Raw genomic sequence first — 17940 nt, 5'->3', positions numbered from 1 at the left:
GCCGGGCGCTGACTAGGCTGGACGCGCACAGAGCGATCCGTACAGCAGCAAGGGAGCCAAGCCGTGGCGGTACGAGCGGTCCGGGGCGCCGTCCAACTCGACGTGGACGAGGCCGGCCACATGGACGAGCGGGTCGGAGCCCTGCTCACCGCCGTCCTCGAACGCAACGGCCTGACCACGGACGACCTGATCAGCATCTGGTTCACAGCCACCCCCGATCTGCACAGCGACTTCCCCGCGGCCGCCGCCCGCAAGCTCGGCATCGTCGACGTGCCCCTGATCTGCGCGCAGGAGCTGGACATCGAGGGCGCCATGCCCCGCGTGGTCCGCGTCCTCGCGCACATCGAGTCCGACCTGCCCCGGTCCGAGGTCGCCCATGTCTACCTCGGCGCCGCGGCCGCCCTGCGCAAGGACATCGCCCAGTGAGAACCGCACTCGTCATCGGCACCGGCCTCATCGGCACGTCCGCCGCACTCGCCCTGGTGAGCCGCGGCGTCGTCGTCCATCTCGCCGACCACGACCACGAGCAGGCCCGCACGGCCGCCGCGCTCGGCGCCGGCACGGACGAGGCGCCCACGGGCCCGGTGGACCTCGCGATCGTCGCCGCGCCGCCCGCCCACGTGGCCGGGGTGCTGGCCGACGCCATGCGGCGCGGGGTGGCCCGGGGCTACCTGGACGTGGCCAGCGTCAAGGGCGGTCCGCGCCGGGAGCTCCAGGCACTGGGGCTCGACCTGTCGGCGTACATCGGCACCCACCCGATGTCGGGCCGTGAGAAGTCCGGCCCGCTGGCCGCCTCCGGCGACCTGTTCGAGGGCCGCCCCTGGGTGCTCACCCCCACCCGGGACACCGACACCGAGGTCCTGAACCTCGCCCTTGAGCTGGTCTCGCACTGCCGGGCGGTGCCGGTCGTCATGGACGCCGACGCCCACGACCGGGCCGTGGCGCTGGTCTCCCACATGCCGCACCTGGTGTCCAGCATGGTCGCCGCGCGGCTGGAGAACGCCGAGGAAGCGGCCGTACGGCTGTGCGGCCAGGGCATCCGGGACGTGACGCGGATCGCGGCCTCCGATCCCCGGATGTGGATCGACATCCTGTCCGCGAACCCGGGGCCGGTCGCCGACCTCCTCGCGGACGTCTCCGCGGACCTCGACGAGACGGTGCAGGCGCTGCGGGCGCTGCAGTCCTCCGACGAGGCCAAGCGCCGCGAGGGCACGGCCGGTATCGAGGACGTCCTGCGCCGCGGGAACGCCGGGCAGGTCCGGGTGCCGGGCAAGCACGGGTCCGCGCCGCGGGTGTACGACACCGTGGCGGTCCTGATCGACGACCAGCCGGGCCAGCTGGCGCGCATCTTCGCCGACGCGGGCCGGGCCGGGGTCAACATCGAGGACGTCCGCATCGAGCACGCGACGGGTCAGCAGGCCGGTCTGGTCCAGCTGATGGTGGAGCCGAACGCGGTGCCGGTGCTGACGGCGGCGCTGCGGGAGCGGGGCTGGGCGATCCGCCAGTGAGGCGCGCGCGTCCGGACGAGTGACCCGCACCCAGTAACCTTGTGCGGGGCACCCTCGCGCCCCTACACCCCTCCGCACCGCACCAGGAAGGTGTCCTCCCGTGGAAAACGGCGCCGCCCAGCCCGTGATTGTCGCCATCGACGGCCCCTCCGGCACGGGTAAGTCGAGCACCTCCAAGGCCGTCGCCGCCAAGCTCGGCCTGAGCTACCTCGACACCGGCGCCCAGTACCGGGCGATCACCTGGTGGATGGTGACCAACGGCATCGACATCGACGATCCGCACGCCATCGCCGCCGTCGCCGGGAAGCCCGACATCGTCTCGGGCACCGACCCGGAGAAGCCGACGATCACCGTCGACGGCATCGATGTCGCCGCCCCGATCCGCACCCAGGAGGTCACCTCCCAGGTCAGCGCGGTCAGCGCGGTGCCCGAGGTGCGGGCGCGGATCACCGAGCTGCAGCGCTCGATCGCCGCGTCCGCGGAGGGCGGCATCGTCGTCGAGGGCCGGGACATCGGTACGACCGTGCTGCCCGACGCCGATCTGAAGATCTTCCTCACCGCCTCCCCGGAGGCGCGCGCCGCCCGCCGCAGCGGTGAGCTCAAGGGCGCCGACGTGCACGCCACCCGCGAGGCCCTGATCAAGCGGGACGCGGCCGACTCCAGCCGCAAGACCTCGCCGCTGGCCAAGGCCGGCGACGCGGTCGAGGTGGACACCACCGAGCTCACCCTCGCGCAGGTCATCGAGTGCGTCGTGACCCTCGTCGAGGAGAAGCGGGCCGGGAAGTGACGGCACCGTCGGAGCGGGGTGCGGAGGTCGGGCGGCGCATCGGCGTCGGCCTGATGTACGGGCTGTGGAAGCCGCGCGTCCTGGGTGCCTGGAAGGTCCCCGCGACCGGCCCGGTGATCCTCGCCGTCAACCATTCGCACGTCATCGACGGCCCGATGGTCATCGGCGTGGCGCCCCGGCCGTCGCACTTCCTGGTCAAGAAGGAAGCGTTCGTCGGCCCGCTCGATCCCTTCATGCGGGCCGTCGGCCAGCTGAAGGTGGACCGCTCGACCGCCGACCGTACGGCCATCACCCAGGCGCTGGACGTGCTGGCGTCCGGCGGCGTGCTCGGGATCTTCCCCGAGGGCACCCGCGGCGAGGGCGACTTCGCCGCTCTGCGGGCCGGGCTCGCGTACTTCGCGGTGCGCAGCGGCGCCCCGATCGTCCCGGTCGCCGTACTGGGAAGCGCCGAGCGGCCCGGACGGTTGATCAAGGCGCTGCCCGCGTTGCGCTCCCGCGTCGACGTCGTCTTCGGCGACCCCTTCGAGGCGGGCGACGGCAGCGGACGGCGCACCCGCACGGCGCTGGACGAGGCGACCGTGCGCATCCAGAAGCAGCTGACCGAGCACCTGGAAAACGCCAGGCGGCTCACCGGCCGCCAGTCGACACTTGAGTAGTGGATCACCCGAAACGGGGGGTTCCACCGATCACCACACTGAACGAGGTACGGACTTCATGAACGACCAGATCCCCTCCGAGGGCTCGGGCGAGGCGCACGACCACGGAGCACTTGGCGACGCCGAGTACGCGGAGTTCATGGAGCTCGCCGCGGAAGAGGGCTTCGACCTGGAGGACGTCGAGGGCGCCCTCGAAGCGGCGGGCCACGGCCCGCTGCCCGTGCTCGCCGTCGTCGGCCGCCCCAATGTCGGCAAGTCGACCCTCGTCAACCGCATCATCGGGCGCCGCGAGGCCGTCGTCGAGGACAAGCCCGGCGTCACCCGTGACCGGGTCACCTACGAGGCCGAATGGGCGGGCCGCCGCTTCAAGGTCGTCGACACCGGCGGCTGGGAGCAGGACGTCCTCGGCATCGACGCCTCCGTCGCCGCCCAGGCCGAGTACGCCATCGAGGCCGCCGACGCCGTCGTCTTCGTCGTCGACGCCAAGGTCGGCGCCACCGACACCGACGAGGCGGTCGTACGACTGCTGCGCAAGGCCGGCAAGCCCGTGGTGCTGTGCGCCAACAAGGTGGACGGCCCGAGCGGCGAGGCGGACGCCTCGTACCTGTGGGCCCTCGGGCTCGGCGAGCCGCACCCGGTCTCGGCGCTGCACGGCCGCGGCACCGGCGACATGCTGGACGCCGTGCTGGAGGTGCTGCCGGACGCCCCGGAGCAGACCTTCGGCACCGCGGTCGGCGGCCCCCGCCGCATCGCCCTGATCGGCCGCCCGAACGTCGGCAAGTCCTCGCTGCTGAACAAGGTGGCGGGCGAGGAGCGCGTCGTCGTCGACGAGCTGGCGGGCACCACCCGGGACCCGGTCGACGAGCTGATCGAACTCGGCGGTGTCACCTGGAAGTTCGTCGACACGGCCGGTATCCGCAAGCGCGTCCACCTCCAGCAGGGCGCCGACTACTACGCCTCGCTGCGCACCGCCGCCGCCGTCGAGAAGGCCGAGGTGGCGGTCATTCTGATCGACGCCTCCGAGAACATCTCGGTGCAGGACCAGCGCATCGTGACGATGGCCGTCGAGGCCGGACGCGCGGTGGTCCTGGCCTTCAACAAGTGGGACACCCTCGACGAGGAGCGCCGCTACTACCTGGAGCGGGAGATCGAGACCGAGCTCGGCCAGGTGGTGTGGGCGCCGCGGGTGAACGTCTCCGCGCGCACCGGCCGGCACATGGAGAAGCTGGTCCCGGCGATCGAGACGGCCCTCGCGGGCTGGGAGACCCGGGTCCCGACCGGCCGCCTCAACGCCTTCCTCGGTGAGCTGGTCGCCGCCCACCCGCACCCGATCCGGGGCGGCAAGCAGCCGCGCATCCTCTTCGGCACCCAGGCCGGCACCAAGCCGCCGCGGTTCGTGCTCTTCGCCTCCGGCTTCATCGAGGCGGGCTACCGGCGCTTCATCGAGCGCCGGCTGCGCGAGGAGTTCGGATTCGAGGGCACCCCGATCCACATCTCGGTCCGGGTCCGCGAGAAGCGCGGCAAGAAGAAGTAGGCGTACGACGACGAAGAGGGCGGCCCGGGAAGGGGCCGCCCTCTTCGTCGTTCAGATGCTTCTGCGTGGAACGGGCTGCAGGGCCGGATGCGTTCCCGTCCCCTGCGGCCCGATGTGTCCGACCCGCTGCCACTGCGACTGCCGGGCACTGTGCGCGCCCGCGCTGTAGGCGCTGTACGAACTGGAGAAGGACCCCGACCGGTGACCGCCGTACGAGCCCGTACTGTGCGGGATGCTCCCGAAGGCGGTGAACCCCAGCTCCTCCTCGCCGCTGCGGTCACCCGGCAGCGTCCGGAAGGACTTGACGTACTCGGCGTAGAGCGCGTCGTAGATCGGCGTGGCCGATGGCGAAACATCGTATGCGTGCACGTATGTCCAAACGACCGGGCACAGCAAGGGATGCGGCCGGGGCGCGGGCCTTCGGGGGCGCTCAGGTCCCGGCGAGGGGCAGCGCGGAAGCGACCAGCTTGCCGTTGGCCGCGGCCTTGTCCAGCGCGTCCCGCAGCAGGTCCTCCCGCGGCTGCCGCCCGATGGTCCCCACCGGGGCCGCGAACATCAGCACCTGCTGGTGCTTGTTGGCCGCGGTCCGCCATCCCTCGGTGACCTGGAGCGGCTGGTGCGCCTGCCACCAGGCCACCGACTGGCCGCCGTTGGTGCCCGGCTGGAGCACCGCGTGCAGCTGCCCCATGGCGAGCAGCACCGACCAGCCGTGCAGCACCGGCGGCACCGAGTCGATGGCCGTCAGCGGCATGAACCCCTGCTCGATGAGCAGCGGCAGGAAGTCGTCGCCGAGGGCGGTGGACCCGGGCCGGACGATGGGCCCGGTCGGCTCCACGACCAGCGCCGGGTGCAACTCCCCGGCGATCAGGATGAGTCCGCTGGTCACCCCGAGCACCGCCTGCTCGGGTACGACCTTCTCCGGCTCCAGGTCGACCTGGTCGCCGGTGATGGACCGCACGGCCCCCTTGAGCTGCTCCTCGGTGACCTGGACGACCTGCGAGGGCAGGCAGGTGGCGTGGGCGAAGGCGAGGACGGCGGTCTCGTCCCCGATGAACAGGACGGTGCTGGTGCGCTCCTGTTCGGAGTCGCCCGGGGTGCGGCAGGACGTGCAGTCGTAACTGCCGGGGGCGTTCTCTCCGGCGAGCAGCCGGTCGGCTTCTTCGTCGCCGATCTCGGCGCGTACCTCGTCGCTGACGTCGAGCATGCGCGGCACGGGTGGCTCCCTCGGGATGTGGTGCGTGGCGCGGCCGGGTGGCTCCCGGCCCGTGAACCGGGTGGGCCCCGGGCTCATGAAGATGACAACGGGTGATCTGCGGCGGGAGTCACGCATCAGGGCGAACGGAATCGAACCAGGCAAGGGGCTCGGTCACCTGGGGGCGGAATCGGGCATTCGTGGTCAAGTGCGCGCTCCGTCAGGGCAGTTGGTGCCGCGAGGTGAGCGACAGATCGGTGAGGTGACAGGTCGACAAATCATGAAATCGGCGAATGAAATGGGTCGCCGAAGGGCGACTTCCTCCCCGCCCGCCGGTCCGCCGACCGGGTGGGGCCCCCGGGGCGCACCGACGCGCCGGGGCGGCGCCGCGCGTGGCGCTGCTTAGCGTGGGCCGATGATCCGCACGCCGATCACGCTCGCCCTCGCGACCGCCCTGCTGCCCCTCCTCGCCCCCGGCGCCGCCCACGCGGCACCGCCTCCGACGGTCTCCGCACCGGCGGCCCCGCTCCCGCCCTACGCCTGCGCCAAGGACCAGTGGCCCTGGGGCTGTATCGCCGAGTGCGAGAGCAGCGGACGCTGGCACATCAACACCGGCAACGGCTTCTACGGCGGACTCCAGTTCTGGCAGCCCACGTGGAAGGCGTTCGGCGGCCTGAAGTACGCCCCGCGCGCGGATCTCGCCACGCGGCAGCAGCAGATCACGGTCGCCCAGAAGGTGCTCGCCGTCCAGGGCTGGAAGGCCTGGCCCGTGTGCTCGAAGCGGTACGGGCTGAAGGGCCGGATGCACACGGTGAAACCCGGCGACACGCTCTCGTCGGTCGCTCGCACCTACGGCATCAAGGGCGGCTGGCCGGCCCTCTACAAGGCCAACAAGAAGACCGTCGGCCCCTCCCCGGACCGGCTGCGGCCGGACATGCTGCTGGTCATTCCGCAGAGCGCGACCCGCTCCGCCGCGCTCTGAGGCCCGTCCCGGGCGGATGCCGCGGCTCAGTCGCCTCACCGCTGAACACCACCGCGCCGCGGCGCAGTTCGTACACCAGCGTCGGCCGGTCGCGCGGCACGGGCGGCAGCCGCTGCTCGGCGAGGACCACGCACGCGTCCAGCCCGGCGAGCAGTCCGTACGTCCGGGCCGCCACCGCGGGCGCCATGCCCTGCGCCGGTTCGTCCACGAGCAGCACGCGCGGGCGGGCCAGCAGGGCCCGGGCGAGGGCCAGCATGCGCTGCTCGCCGCCGGAGAGGGTGCCCGCCCGGCGGGGGAGCAGCGCCTCCAGGGGCGGGTAGGCGGCCAGGGCGGCGTCGAGGGCGGGGGCGGCGAGTTCGAGGTTCTCGCGGACGGTGAGCGAGCCGAAGACCGCCTGCCGGTCCGGGACCAGGCACAGGCCCCGGCGGGCCCGCTCGTACGCCGGTACGCGGGTCACGTCCACGCCGTCCCACACCACCGCGCCCCCGGACAGCGGGACGATCCCGGCCAGGGCGCGCAGGGCGGTCGTACGGCCCGATCCGTTGCGGCCGAGGAGCACGGTCAGGCCCGGGGCGGGCGCGGCGAGGGTGATGCCGTGCAGGGCTTCCAGCGGGCCGTAGCGCACGCGCGCGTGGCGCAGGGAGAGGGTCATACGGGGGTCTCCCGGGCGTCCAGTGCGTCGAGGACGTGGGCCGGGGGGCCCGAAGCGACGATGCGGCCGGCCGTCATGACGTGCACGACGTCCGCGAGGTCGGCCACCAGGTCCAGGTCGTGCTCCACCACGAGCAGGGCGGTGCCGTCGGCGGCGAGCGCCTTGAGGAGGCGGGCCAGGGCGGCGACCTCCGCGGTGTCCAGGCCCGCCGCGGGTTCGTCCAGGAGCAGGACGCGAGGGCTCCCGGCCAGGGCTCGGGCCAGCTCGACCCGGCGGAGGGTGCCGGTGGGCAGGCCGGCGGCGGGGGCGTCCCGTACGGAGTCGAGGCCCAGCAGGCGCAGGGCCCGCTCCACGGCCGCCGGGTCGCTGACGCGGCCCTGCTCCGCGCCGACGCGGATGTTCTCGGCCACGGTGAGGGTGGGGAAGACGGCCAGCTGCTGGAAGGTGCGGGCGATGCCGAGGCGGGCGCGGGTGTGGGCGGGGAGCCGGGTGATGTCCCGGTCGCCGCAGCGGATCCGGCCGTGGGCGGGGAGGAGAGTGCCCGCGAGGCAGTGGAAGAGGGTGCTCTTTCCGGCGCCGTTCGGGCCGACGATCGCGGTGATCCGCGCGGGGGCCACCTGGAGGTCCACGCCGTCGAGGGCTCGGAAGCCGCCGTAACCGGCCCGGAGGGCGTGAGCGCTGAGGATGGGCCTGTCGGAGGTGGGTGGCTGCCGGGAGGGCCCGGGGGAGCCGGCGGCCACGGCCGGCGGCGTGGGTTCGACCGGCGGGGGGCCGGTGGCGGTCGCCCGCAGGTGCCGGCGTACCGCCCCGCCCCGCTCCGTCAGGCTCGCCCGTCCGGCCGGCCGCAGCCGGGTCGCCGCGCTGCGCAGCGCCTCGTACGGGCCGCCCGGGAAGCGGCCCACCAGGACCGCCAGTACGCCGATCAGGGCCGCCGCCACCCCGCCCCGGGCCCCGGCGTCCAGGCCCACCAGCAGGGCCGCCGCGGCCAGCGCGCCCAGGGTGCTGTCGGCGCCCAGGACCACCACCGCGGCGAACCAGAGCAGGCCCCGGACCGGGTCGAAGGCGGCGGGGTCGAAGGCCCGCAGCCCCATGCCGAGCATGCCGCCGCCCAGGGCGGCCAGCGCCGCGCCCGAGACGAAGGCCGCGAGTTTCAGGGCCGGGACGCGGACTCCGGAGGCCGACGCGCCCGGCTCGTGGTCGCGCATGGCCGCGAGGGCCCGCCCGGTACGGCCCGTGCGCAGCGCGCGGGCCGCCAGCAGGGCCGCGCCCAGCAGGGCCAACTCCAGGACGTAGTAGGCGCGGTCGTCGTCGAAGCCCGCCGGGCGGCCGAGCGCCAGGCCCGAGGTCGCGTACGGCTGCGCGAAGACGAAGCGGCTCACCCCGACACCCACCGCGAACGTCGCCAGCGCCAGCGCCAGGCCCCTGCGGCTGATCGCGGGCCAGCCGGTCAGCAGCCCCAGGGGGGCCACCAGGAGCACCGCCAGCGCCAGCGCCGCCAGTTCGGGCAGGCGGGGCAGGCCCGGGAACCGGCCCGCCGCCAGCAGGGCCGTGAAGAGGGCGCCCAGGCCCGCGTAGGCCGCCTGGCCCAGGGAGATCTGGCCGCCGCGGCCGGTGACCACCACCAGGGAGAGCAGCACCACGGCCAGCGCCGGCACCTGGACCGAGGTGTGCAGGTCCGAGCCCGCGAAGCCCAGCGGAAGCAGGAACAGCACCCACGCCACGATCCAGGCGCCCGGCGGCGTCGGCACGCGCGCGGTGGCCGTGCGGGGCAGGGCGTCGCGGGTGCCGACACGGGGGAGGGCCAGCGCCGCGATCAGCAGCGCCACCACGAACAGGTTCGCGCCCACCGCCTGCAGCAGCGGCTCTCCCCAGCCCCGCGGATGCAGCCGCGTCAACTGGCTCTGCGCCACCCCGATGCCGAGCGCCGTCACCACCGCGACCGGCAGGCTCCGCATCCGGGCGGCCACCGCCACCGCCACGACCTCCATCACCAGCAGCGGCAGTCCGTACGGGTCCAGACGGACGTAAGGGGCCAGCAGCACGCCGGTCAGGCCCGCGGTGAACGAGCCGAACGCCCAGCCCGCCGCGGCCACCCGGTCCGCGTCGATCCCGCCCAGCACGGCGAGTCGCCGGTCGTCCACGACCGCGCGCAGCTCCCGCCCGAACCGGGTCCACCGGATGACCGCACCGACCGCCGCCGCCAGCACGAGGACCACCGCCAGCTGTCCCCAGGGGTCCGCCGCCACCAGCAGCTCCGGGGCGTCCTCCCGCGCCCCCTGCCCCCACAGCAGCGCCGCCCCGCCCACCAGCAGCACGAACACCCCGATCGACGCCACCAGGGTCTGCGCCGGATCACCGCCGAGGACGGACAGCGGACGGAAGACGAACCGTTCCAGCGCCATCCCGATCGCGGGCGCCAGCACCAGCAGGGTCACCGCGGCCCCCGCCCACAGGGGCCAGCCCCACTCCACCACGAGCTGCCGCAGCACATAGGCGCACACCATGGCGACGGCACCGTGCGCGAAGTTGAGCACCCCGGTCGCGCGGTAGGTCACGACCAGACCGATCCCGGTGAGGGCGGCGGCGCTGCCGACCGACAGGCCGGCCAGGGTGAGGTCGTACGTCAGGGACGACATCAGTCGTCCGCCGCGGCGGGCTCACAGATCGGGCAGGGCCCCAGGTCGCCGCTGCCGACCAGCTTCGCGTCCACCGGCACCGCCTCCGCCTTCCCGCTCACCAGCGGGCAGTCCGCGCGGTGGAACAGCGTGCCGCCCGGCACCATCAGCCGGTCCCCGCTGACCGCGAGGGGCGCGGCCGGCGAGGACCCCGACGCCTCGGCGTCCGGCGCTCCGGCGGCCACGAGCAGGCCGTACAGCTCCTCCACGCGCGCGGCGGCGAGCGCGTTGCGGCCCTGGGTGAGCAGCACCGCCGCGGCGACGATCAGCGCGGCGCCGGGGACCGTGCAGGAGGCGAGATAGGGCAGTTGCCGCTCGGCGAACCGCTCGCCCGAGACGCCGTACCAGCCGAGTACACAGAGCACCGCGCCCGCGGCGAGAGCGGCCCAGCCGGCCCACAGGAGGGGATGCACGGTCCGCAGTCGGGCTGTCCGCATCTGTGGCTCCTCAGGCTTCACACGTCATGTGTCTGTCCATGCCAGCCGATGGCTTGCACTATGCCTTCTGTCAGCTGACCCTGAAAGAACCGGGCGTGCACGGCCCGGACCGACACCCGGTGGTGAGCCAGATGGTTCTCGGGAGCGACCTCAGTCGGCGGAACACACGACGCGGTACGGCACTGGCGGCCGCCCTGCTTCTCTTCCTCGCCCCGGCCCTCGCGGCCTGCGGCGACGACGAGGGAGGCGGCTCGGACGCCACCCCGCCCGCCCCCTCGGCCGAGCGGACGACGAGCGCCCCCGCGGCGACCGCGCCCGCCGACGCCGGGGCGGCCGAGCAGGAGATCGAGCGGAACTGGCAGAAGTTCTTCGACCCCGGCACCTCCCTGGAGGACAAGGAGACCGTCCTGGAGAACGGCGACCGGATGGCCCCGGTGCTCCGGGCGTTCAGCGGCGACGAGCGCGGCGGACAGGTCGGGGCGCGGGTCAGCGAGGTCGCCTTCACCTCGCCGACCGAGGCGGACGTGACGTACACGCTCACCCTGAACGGCGCCACCGCCCTGCCGGACGCCGCGGGGACGGCCGTGGAGCAGGACGGCACCTGGAAGGTGTCCGCCAAGACGCTGTGCGCGCTGGTGCAACTGAGCGGCAATGGCCCGGCCTCGCCGGTCCCGGGCTGCTGAGGCCGTTGTCGCGGTGCTGCTGCTCGTCCTGAGCGCGGCCTGCGGCAGCCGGCTTCCGGAGAGCGACTTCGAGGACCGCGGGCGCGCGACTCCCGCGCGGGACACCGCCCCGATCCGGGTCGGCGTGATCACCAGCGCCACCAGCCCGGTCGGCGGCGACGCCTTCACCGGCCCGCGCGACGGGGCGAAGGCGTACTTCGAGCGGCTCAACGCGCGCGGGGGCATCGACGGCCGCCCGGTCGAGGTGCGCCTGTGCGACGACGGGGGCAGCGGCGTCGGCAACAACGAGTGCGTGCACCGGCTGATCGACGAGGACCGGGTGGTCGCCCTGGTCGCCACCACGGTCCTCGACTACGCGGGCGCCTCCCGCGTCTCCCGCGCGCGCGTGCCCGACATCGGCGGCCAGCCCATCGGCGCCGCCTACGACACCTGGCCGCACCTGTACGGCATCTACGGCAGCCTGGCGCCGCGCGACGGCACGGCCGGCTGGGACGGCGAGCTCTACGGCGGCACCGAGGTCTACCGCTACTTCAAGCGCGAGCACGGCGCCCGTACCGCCGCCGTCGTCTCCTACAACCAGGCCGCGTCCGCCTCCTACGCCCGGCTCGTCGAGCGGGGTCTGCGGGCCGAGGGCTACGAGGTGGTCACCGAGCAGGTCGACTTCGCGCTGCCCAACTTCCGCGCCGTCGCGGCCGATCTGAAGGAGAGGGGCGCCGACCTCGTCTTCGACGCCATCGACAGCCACGGCAACGCCCGGCTGTGCGCGGCCCTGGACGACGCCGGCGTCGAGCTCACCGCCAAGGTGACGAACGTACAGAACTGGACCTCCACCGTGGCGGACGACTACAAGGACGCCCCGCGCTGCCGCAACGCCCTGTGGGCGACCGGGGCCAGCCGCAACTTCGAGGACACCGGCCACGAGGCCGTACGGGAGTTCCGGGAGGCCACCGAGGGGCTGAAGACGCACGCGCAGTGGCAGGTGGAGGGGTGGGCGGCCGCGCAGTGGTTCACCGAAGCCGCACGGTCCTGCGCGAGGACGGGCGTCACGCGCGCGTGCGTCGACGGCTGGATGAGCCGCAGCCAGGGCTGGACCGCCGGCGGTCTGCTGCTCCCCGTCCGCTTCGAGCGGCTGGCCGAGCCGCCCGCGACCCGCCGGACGTGTCTGTCGGTGGCGCGCTGGACGGACGACCGGGGCTGGGTCTCCCAGGGGGACATGGACCGCACGTGCTTCGAGGTTCCGCAGTTGTCCTACTCGCCCTGAACGAGGGGCGCCCGGGGCCGGTGTGACAGCCAGTTGCCCAGTTGTATCCGCGAGTTGAGCATTGCGGACCGTTACTGTCCGGTTGCGCTGGCAGACTCGGCGCCATGTTGGACACCTCGGCACGACTGCTGCGCCTGCTCTCGCTCCTCCAGGCCCACCGGGACTGGTCCGGCGCGCAACTCGCCGACCGTCTCGGGGTGACCCCCCGCACGGTCCGGCGGGACGTGGAGCGGCTGCGCGAGCTCGGCTACCCGGTCAACGCCAGCCCGGGCACCGGCGGCGGGTACCAGCTGGGCGCGGGCGCCGAGCTGCCGCCGCTGCTCCTGGACGACGACGAGGCGGTCGCCGTCGCGGTGGGGCTGCGCACGGCCGCGGGACAGGGCATCGAGGGCATCGGGGAGACCTCGGTGCGGGCCCTCACCAAGCTGGAGCAGGTCCTGCCGAACCGGCTGCGCCACAGGATCAGCGCCCTCAACGCCTTCACCGTGCCGATGCTGCGCGGCCAGCCCTCCCCCGTCGACCCCGGCCTCCTCACCGAACTGGCCCATCTGTGCCGGGACGCCGAGCGGCTGCGCTTCGAGTACCGGGGCCACGACGGCACGCTCACCCGCCGCAGAGCCGAACCGCACCGCCTGGTCTGCACCGAGCGCCGCTGGTACCTGGTGGCCTGGGACCTCGACCGGGACGACTGGCGCATCTTCCGCGCCGACCGCATCACGCCCAAGCCCCCGCACGGCCCCCGCTTCACCCCGCGCCGCCCGCCCGCCGACGACCTCGCCGCCTATGTCTCCCAGGGCGTCTCCACGCGCGCGTACGCCACCCACGCCCTCGTCCGGCTGCTGGTGCCCCTGCGGGAGGCCACCGAGCACATCTCGCCCTCCGCCGGCGTGCTGGAACCGGAGGGCCCGCGCAGCTGTCTGCTGCGCACCGGAGCGGCGAGCCTGGATGTGATGGTGATCCATGTGATGCTGCTGGGCTTCGAGTTCGAGGTGCTGGAGCCCGTCGAGCTCACGGACGCGATCAGGACCGCCCGGGACCGGCTTTCCCGGGCTCTGGAGCGAGTGCCGCGTACCTGGGAGCGGGCGGATCGAACGCCGGGGACGCCGAGCGGATCCGGCGCGGAGTGGTGAAGTGACGCGAGGACAAAAGGAGTCCGGAGGGAATTTCCCTCGGTCCTTTCCGCCCGGTACAGGGGACGCCTTCGGGACACGCGGGAATTGCGTTCGAATTCCTGTGTAAGACGTGGGCGACCGCTCGTACGTGTGAGTGAGCCCGGCTGAAACGCGTGTCGTGATCCTGTGACAGAAGCGTGACCGGAGAGGGATGAGTGACAGGGCGTGGGCGCCGCTCTGGCCCCGGCCGCCGCACAGGGCCTAGCGTGGCGGCATGGCACCGATACCGACACCCCCCGCCGAACCCCAGGACCAGCCGGACGGCTACCTCGGCCTGGGCGCCGACCGAGCCGAGCAACTCGCCCGCGAACGGGGCTGGACGACCGTACGGTCGCTGCCGCCGGGCGCGATCATCACCATGGAGTACCGCGTGGGACGGCTGAACTTCGAGGTGCGGGACGGCCTGGTGACCCGGGCCTGGAAGGGCTGACGCAGCGCGACGGCCCCGGCTCCTCGCGAAGGGGAACCGGGGCCGTCGCCGCGGGGTGGCTGTGCGTACCGGGCCCCGCTGTCCTGCTGCGGCTAGCCGCCCGTGAGGGGGCGGGCCGCCGACGTCGTACCGCGTGTGACGCGGTCGGTCTGCGGTGGTCTGCGGCTGCCGGCCGGGGTGACCGGAGTGCGCTCCGAGCGGGCCGTGTGCGGCCCCGGCGCCAGATGGGCCGGCGCCCGCGGCGAACGGGCCGTGGGGGAGACGTCCTGCGCCGAGTCGCGCGGCTTGACCCGCACCGGGACCTCGACCGGAGCGGCCGGCACGGCTGCCGTGCCGGCGCGGCGGGCCCGCAGCCGGTCGCGCAGATCGAAGATCACCGATTCGGCGCGGGCGATCAGCGGCTCGAACCAGGGCAGCGCCAGCAGGATCAGCAGGCCCGCGGCCCAGCCGAGGAGCACATCGCTCAGCCAGTGCGTACCGAGATACACCGTGGACAGGCCGACGCCCAGCGAGGTCACCGCCGACAGGGCGGACAGCCACCGGCGGGCCGCCGGGGTGGAGGCCAGATACGCCAGGATTCCCCAGGTCACCACGGCGTTGGCGGTGTGGCCGCTGGGGAATATATCGCCGCCCAGCCACATCTCGTTGGAGCCCACGGTGGTCGCGTAGTGCGGTCCGAGACGGCCCATGCCGAGCTTGGCGGCGCCGACGGTGACGTTCAGCAGCAGCAACGAGGTGGCGAGCGCGAGCAGCGGCCGCAGGGTGTGCTGCCGCCAGGAACGCCAGCCCAGCCAGGCCGCGATCATCACGGCGGTGGGGCCGCGCTGGCCGAGGACCACGTAGTAGTCGACGAATGCGTGGATCTCCGACCACTGCTGGTAGGGCCGGAAGAACATGACCTGCCAGTCGAGCCGGACCAGCCACGAGGTGATCACCACGGCCCACACGATGGCCCCGTAGAAGGCCAGGGTCGCCGCGAAAAGGGCGACCCTGTGCCGGCTCATCCTCGGCACATCGATGTGGGCCGGCCGTTCCGGCTCGCGGTCCAGCCTCGCGAACACCCGGTCCAGGCGGGTGAGGTTTCGTTCGGTACGCACCCAATCGACGTTACAGCGAGTGAGCTCTCAACCCCGTCGATACCGCCGGTTTGTGATGACGATGTGATGTGGGATTCATCTCAAAGAGGGGCTTATTTCCTACGACTTCGCAATCAGCGGCCGCCGCGCCCTTCAATTCCTTTGATCATTCCAGAGCACCGTTTTATGGGGCGTACGAATTCGTTCACCGGAAGCCGGCCCGGAATTCTCCTGCCGATCATCACGGCGGACCCGAGCCGTTCAGCCAGAACACCCCGTAGCCCGCCGAGGCCACCGCGGTCAGCGCCAGGATCGTGGCCGACCGGCGTATGCGCAGCCGGGCCAGGCCACGGCGAGGGGCAGGAGCAGCGGGAAGGCGGGCAGCAGCAAACGCGGTTTGGAGCCGAAGTAGCTCGACGCGCACAGACGACGAGCAGGGCCGGCCCGGCGAGGGCCGACGGGAACGACGTCAACTTGTCCGCGACGAAACGGGCGAAGCGTAGCCGCCGTCGAAGCCGGCGCGCCAGCCGGCCTGGACCTCGAGATAGCCGAGCTGGCCCTTGCCGGTGTGGTGGCCGACCCACAGGACGTAACCGGCGGCTCCCAGGGGCGCGAGGAGCATGCCCAGGGCGCGCCGGGTGACGGACGCGCCCGGTGGGGGAGGGCCGCCGGTGGGTGAGGGGGCGTGCCCGGAGCCGTGCGCGCGGTCGGCGGGCGCCGCGCTTCGCTCCCGCACGAACGAGGCAATCCCGGCCGCCCACACCGCCGCCACGACGGCGAGCCCGACCGGACGGGTCAGGCCGGCCAGCAGGGCCAGGGTGCCGGCGGTCACCCAGCGGCCCGTCAGCACCGCGTAGGTTCGAGTGCACGTCGCCGTTGGGCAGCCGCACCTCGTAGCCACAGGGCCAGGGCGAGCAGGCCCAGGGCGCGCACGGTGGCGTATCCCAGGAGGGCCGGCGCCGCGCGTCGCACGCGCGCAGAAAGATCGGTCACGGGCTCGATCATCTGAGGGAGGCGCACGGGGCGGCCCGCCGGGGCGTGCCGACGGGCCTGCTCGGCGGGTGAAGTGAGTGGCGTACGCCACACGTGTTCCGTCCGGAGTCTGAGAGCTCCACCACTAGGCACCGGCACGGACTCGCGTACTCTGACGAGTCACTCGCTTCGTTGCGCGGGCCGGAGACCACCGCTCCTCTCCGGCCGAGTCACGGGGAGTCCCCACCCCGTGAGCCCGCCGAACGCGAGGGAACATCTGGGAGGTACGTACATGTCCGGGACGACCACGGCCGCTGCGCTGCGCCGTCGGGCGGCCGGGGCCGGTGCCAACCGCTGGGTCGTCCTCGTGGTCCTCTGCGCCAGCCTGCTGCTGGTCGCCGTCGACGCCACCGTGCTGCACGTGGCGGTGCCCGCCGTCACCGAGGACCTCAGGCCCGGCGGTATAGAACTGCTCTGGATCGTCGACGTCTACCCCCTCGTCTGCGCCTCGCTGCTGATCCTCTTCGGCACGCTGGGCGACCGCGTGGGCCGCAGACGGATCCTGCTCCTCGGATACGCCCTGTTCGGCGTCGCCTCCGCGCTGGCCGCCCTCGCCGACACCGCCCAGGTGCTGATCGCGGCGCGGGCGCTGCTCGGGGTCGGCGGCGCGATGATCATGCCGGCCACCCTCTCGATCCTCCGCCAGGTCTTCCCCGACCGGCGTGAGCGCGCGCTCGCCATCGGCATCTGGAGCGCGGTCGCCGCGGTCGGCGCGGCGGTCGGACCGCTGCTCGGCGGCTTCCTGCTGGAGCACTTCTGGTGGGGCTCGGTCTTCCTCGTCAACATCCCCCTGATGCTGGTCAGCCTGCCGGTGGGCCGGCTGCTGCTGCCCGAGTCCAAGGGCGACGGCCGCGGTCCCTGGGACGTGATCGGCGCGCTGATGGCGGCGGCCGGCCTCTTCGGGGTCGTCCTCGGCGTCAAGCGGCTCGGCGGCGGCGACTTCGACGGCGCCGGCGTGCTGCCCCTGCTGGTGGGCGCCGCCCTGCTGGTCCTGTTCGTCCGACGCCAGCGGCGCCGCGCGCATCCCCTGGTGGACCTGCGGATGTTCGCCCGCCCCGCGTTCAGCACCTCGGTGGGCTGCATCGTGCTGGCGATGCTCGCGCTGGTCGGCCTGGAGCTGATCGCGGCGCAGTATCTGCAGCTGGTGCTCGGCCTGTCGCCGCTGGAGACCGGGCTGCGGCTGCTGCCGCTGACCTTCGCGGCGATGGGCGCGGGGCTCGCCGGAGCGCGGATGCTGCGCCGGTTCGGGCCGCGGCGGATGGTGTGCTCGGGGTTCTGTCTGACGGCGTTCGCGGTGGTGCTGCTGACGGCGATGGGCGGCACGGACGATCCCGCGCTGATGCTGTCCGGGTTCGTCCTGCTGGGCTTCGGTCTGGAGACCACGCTGTTCGGGGCGTACGAGTCGATGCTGAGCGAGGCACCGCCGGAGCAGGCGGGCGGCGCGGCGGCGATCGGCGAGACCTCCTACCAGCTGGGCGCGGGCATCGGCATCGCGCTGCTGGGCACCGTGATGAACGCGGCGTACGCGCCCGGTCTGTCCTCCGTGCCCGGCGTGCCCGCCTCGGCGTCCGCGTCCGCGAGTCATTCGCTGGGCGAGGCCTACGAGGTGGCCGGGCAGCTGGGCGGCGCCGCCGGGGAGACCCTGCGTGAGGCGGCGCGCAACTGCTTCGTCCACGGGCTGCATGTGACGCTGCTGGTCAGTGCCGGGCTGCTGCTGCTCGGCGCGGTGATGGCGCTGAGGCTGCCGCGCGCGATGAGCTGCGAGCCGGCGGCCGCGGTGGAGGTGCCGGCACCGCGCGAGGTCGCGGAGTCCCGGGTCACGGCCTGACCCCCTGGACGGGGTGGAAGACTGCGTCGTAACGT

General features: G+C 73.5%; 17 protein-coding genes and 1 pseudogene. 11 read left to right on the top strand and 7 right to left on the bottom strand.

The genetic code is table 11. The features are described 5' to 3' along the window. Positions 1-63 precede the first annotated feature (63 nt). The 5 genes from aroH to der all read left to right on the top strand — a co-directional run bounded on the left by aroH (position 64) and on the right by der (position 4485). Complete coding sequence (gene aroH / locus ACWD1Z_RS21895; RefSeq protein ID WP_451120941.1) at positions 64-426, top strand: chorismate mutase; 363 nt, start codon at positions 64-66, stop codon at positions 424-426. Further along, the gene (locus ACWD1Z_RS21890) at positions 423-1508 is read left to right on the top strand and encodes a prephenate dehydrogenase (protein WP_451120939.1); all 1086 of its coding nucleotides are present in this window, start codon (positions 423-425) and stop codon (positions 1506-1508) included. The genes aroH and ACWD1Z_RS21890 overlap by 4 nt, the downstream gene beginning before the upstream one ends. A 100-nt stretch (positions 1509-1608) precedes the next feature. Next, positions 1609-2295, top strand: a complete 687-nt coding sequence (gene cmk / locus ACWD1Z_RS21885) for a (d)CMP kinase (RefSeq protein ID WP_451120937.1) — start codon at positions 1609-1611, stop codon at positions 2293-2295. A 53-nt stretch (positions 2296-2348) separates the two neighbouring features. Next, entirely contained in the window at positions 2349-2951 is a 603-nt protein-coding gene (locus ACWD1Z_RS21880) for a lysophospholipid acyltransferase family protein (RefSeq protein ID WP_451121001.1), read from the top strand. Positions 2952-3009: 58 nt separating this feature from the next. After that, positions 3010-4485, top strand: coding sequence for a ribosome biogenesis GTPase Der (gene der, locus ACWD1Z_RS21875; protein WP_451120935.1), 1476 nt, complete (start codon positions 3010-3012; stop codon positions 4483-4485). A gap of 51 nt (positions 4486-4536) precedes the next feature. Here the strand turns inward: der and ACWD1Z_RS21870 are convergent, their stop codons facing one another. After that, on the bottom strand, positions 4537-4854 hold the full coding sequence (locus ACWD1Z_RS21870; protein ID WP_451120933.1) for a hypothetical protein: 318 nt from the start codon (positions 4852-4854) through the stop codon (positions 4537-4539). Positions 4855-4915: 61 nt separating this feature from the next. Beyond that, positions 4916-5698, bottom strand: coding sequence for a hypothetical protein (locus tag ACWD1Z_RS21865; RefSeq protein ID WP_451120931.1), 783 nt, complete (start codon positions 5696-5698; stop codon positions 4916-4918). 394 nt (positions 5699-6092) lie between these two features. On the opposite strand from ACWD1Z_RS21865, the gene ACWD1Z_RS21860 reads away from it, so the two are divergent. Beyond that, entirely contained in the window at positions 6093-6659 is a 567-nt protein-coding gene (locus ACWD1Z_RS21860; RefSeq protein ID WP_451120929.1) for a transglycosylase family protein, read from the top strand. Here ACWD1Z_RS21860 and ACWD1Z_RS21855 read toward each other — a convergent pair. From ACWD1Z_RS21855 to ACWD1Z_RS21845, 3 genes are read right to left on the bottom strand one after another with little or no spacing between them, the layout of a single operon-like run. Beyond that, a complete protein-coding gene (locus ACWD1Z_RS21855; protein ID WP_451120928.1) occupies positions 6622-7311 on the bottom strand; it encodes an ATP-binding cassette domain-containing protein in 690 nt (229 codons plus the stop codon). The two genes, ACWD1Z_RS21860 and ACWD1Z_RS21855, sit on opposite strands and share 38 nt — an antisense overlap. Then, positions 7308-9947: an ABC transporter permease subunit gene (locus tag ACWD1Z_RS21850; protein ID WP_451120926.1), complete on the bottom strand. Its 2640-nt coding sequence runs from the start codon at positions 9945-9947 to the stop codon at positions 7308-7310. The genes ACWD1Z_RS21855 and ACWD1Z_RS21850 overlap by 4 nt, the downstream gene beginning before the upstream one ends. After that, positions 9947-10423: a hypothetical protein gene (locus ACWD1Z_RS21845; RefSeq protein ID WP_451120924.1), complete on the bottom strand. Its 477-nt coding sequence runs from the start codon at positions 10421-10423 to the stop codon at positions 9947-9949. The genes ACWD1Z_RS21850 and ACWD1Z_RS21845 overlap by 1 nt, the downstream gene beginning before the upstream one ends. Positions 10424-10554: 131 nt before the next feature. On the opposite strand from ACWD1Z_RS21845, the gene ACWD1Z_RS21840 reads away from it, so the two are divergent. The 4 genes from ACWD1Z_RS21840 (at position 10555) to ACWD1Z_RS21825 (ending at position 13969) form a co-directional block, all read left to right on the top strand. Beyond that, on the top strand, positions 10555-11106 hold the full coding sequence (locus ACWD1Z_RS21840) for a hypothetical protein (protein ID WP_451120923.1): 552 nt from the start codon (positions 10555-10557) through the stop codon (positions 11104-11106). Further along, positions 11075-12367 carry an ABC transporter substrate-binding protein gene (locus ACWD1Z_RS21835; protein WP_451120921.1) on the top strand — a complete coding sequence of 431 codons (1293 nt, stop codon included), beginning with the start codon at positions 11075-11077 and terminating at the stop codon, positions 12365-12367. The genes ACWD1Z_RS21840 and ACWD1Z_RS21835 overlap by 32 nt, the downstream gene beginning before the upstream one ends. 104 nt (positions 12368-12471) lie before the next feature. Further along, a complete protein-coding gene (locus ACWD1Z_RS21830) occupies positions 12472-13497 on the top strand; it encodes a helix-turn-helix transcriptional regulator (RefSeq protein ID WP_451120919.1) in 1026 nt (341 codons plus the stop codon). A 256-nt stretch (positions 13498-13753) separates the two neighbouring features. Further along, positions 13754-13969 carry an I78 family peptidase inhibitor gene (locus ACWD1Z_RS21825; protein ID WP_451120917.1) on the top strand — a complete coding sequence of 72 codons (216 nt, stop codon included), beginning with the start codon at positions 13754-13756 and terminating at the stop codon, positions 13967-13969. A gap of 92 nt (positions 13970-14061) precedes the next feature. On the opposite strand, the gene ACWD1Z_RS21820 is transcribed toward ACWD1Z_RS21825, so the two are convergent. Next, positions 14062-15066: a phosphatase PAP2 family protein gene (locus ACWD1Z_RS21820; RefSeq protein ID WP_451120915.1), complete on the bottom strand. Its 1005-nt coding sequence runs from the start codon at positions 15064-15066 to the stop codon at positions 14062-14064. A 220-nt stretch (positions 15067-15286) separates the two neighbouring features. Beyond that, a pseudogene (locus ACWD1Z_RS21815) lies at positions 15287-15901 on the bottom strand (hypothetical protein); the annotation flags it as partial. A 408-nt stretch (positions 15902-16309) separates the two neighbouring features. Here ACWD1Z_RS21815 and ACWD1Z_RS21810 point away from each other — a divergent pair. Next, complete coding sequence (locus tag ACWD1Z_RS21810; protein WP_451120913.1) at positions 16310-17905, top strand: MFS transporter; 1596 nt, start codon at positions 16310-16312, stop codon at positions 17903-17905. Positions 17906-17940: the final 35 nt, after the last annotated feature.

The organism is Streptomyces sp. NPDC002784 (assembly GCF_053592135.1).
This window is presented reverse-complemented; position numbering and strand designations above follow the sequence as displayed.